The sequence below is a fragment of the Acinetobacter sp. V102_4 genome, from assembly GCF_031799005.1.
Lineage (GTDB): Bacteria > Pseudomonadota > Gammaproteobacteria > Pseudomonadales > Moraxellaceae > Acinetobacter > Acinetobacter calcoaceticus.
Genome location: NZ_JAVQNR010000014.1, coordinates 1 through 1,125, shown reverse-complemented (window position 1 = coordinate 1,125; position 1,125 = coordinate 1). Strand labels below are relative to the sequence as shown.

Sequence of the window (1,125 nt, the reverse complement as noted above, 5' to 3'; positions counted from 1 at the left end):
AAGATTTAGCTCCTGACGATATGCTAATCATATTCAATAGTTACAGTAGCCATTGCACGTACTTTACCGGCAGTTACATTTGCTGCTGTTTGATAATAGCGGGCAGTCATCGGTACGTTATATTGAAGTGTCTGGTTAGAAGACAATGTACCTAAGGCTAATTTATCACCTTTTTTGATGACTTGGTTTGCACCTTGGTAATTCCAGAGTAATTGTACACCAACTCCACTTGCACTGTCAGTAGTGGGAGCGATATTACTCAAAACCTGATCATTGGTTCCATCTTGTGTAAAGTCGTAACTTAAACTAATCAGGTTTTTCTCTTCATACCCTGTTGGATTCTCACCACCATTACACAGAATGTTGATATCAAAAGTCTGTTCGCCTTGAGTGGAACCAACACCTGTAAATCCTGATTTAGTAACGGTAGGAAGTTGAATTGCTTTATTTATATCGCCTTGGAGTTCACATGACGATGATGCAATGGTAATTGCATTACCATAAACGGTACTGGTTAAGAATGGATTGGCACTATGACCAGTGGCATAGTATCGACTATATAACCCAGGAACAAGAGTACCAGAACCTGTTTGTTCTGCTGTTTTTACGATTTCAACAACAAAGTAACCCGAAGAAAGAACATGATTAGCATTGACTGTTATACTCCGCGTATATGGATAATAACCAGAAAAATTCGCATTATCTAAAGCTTCACGGTATAAACGAATACCGATCCCAGGAATATTTGTAGAGTAAATACTATTGCCCAGTGGGCTTAAGGGGTAACCTTGGGTAAGTGTAGCAATAAGAGAATCTGAACTTGATGTACATCTGTATCGTGATCCATTAGCGGTAATTGGAAATGTTGATTTTACGAGAATTTTGCCGACGGCATCACTTGGTCGAACAACAACTCGTCCAACCGCCATAGGAATATCAATCGTACTAAATGAGGCGCCAGAGTTAGAGTTACTTGCTGTACAAGATGCATTAGCTTCACCATAAACGCCAAGACCAGCAGTAAATAGAGCACCTGTTAATAATATTCTTTTCATTTGCAGACAGCCTCAGTCATTACCATGCTTTGTTGCTTATTTTGCAACTGATTACTGATGTTGTACTCAA

The 1,125-nt window shown here is 39.3% G+C and carries 2 protein-coding genes; both read right to left on the bottom strand.

What is annotated here, in order from left to right:
• Nucleotides 1-23 precede the first annotated feature (23 nt).
• Entirely contained in the window at nucleotides 24-1,055 is a 1,032-nt protein-coding gene (locus tag RMB13_RS00565; protein WP_311073133.1) for a fimbrial protein, read from the bottom strand.
• On the bottom strand, nucleotides 1,052-1,125 hold a 74-nt coding region (locus tag RMB13_RS21775; RefSeq protein ID WP_409070782.1), incomplete at its 5' end, for a hypothetical protein. The genes RMB13_RS00565 and RMB13_RS21775, both read right to left, overlap by 4 nt.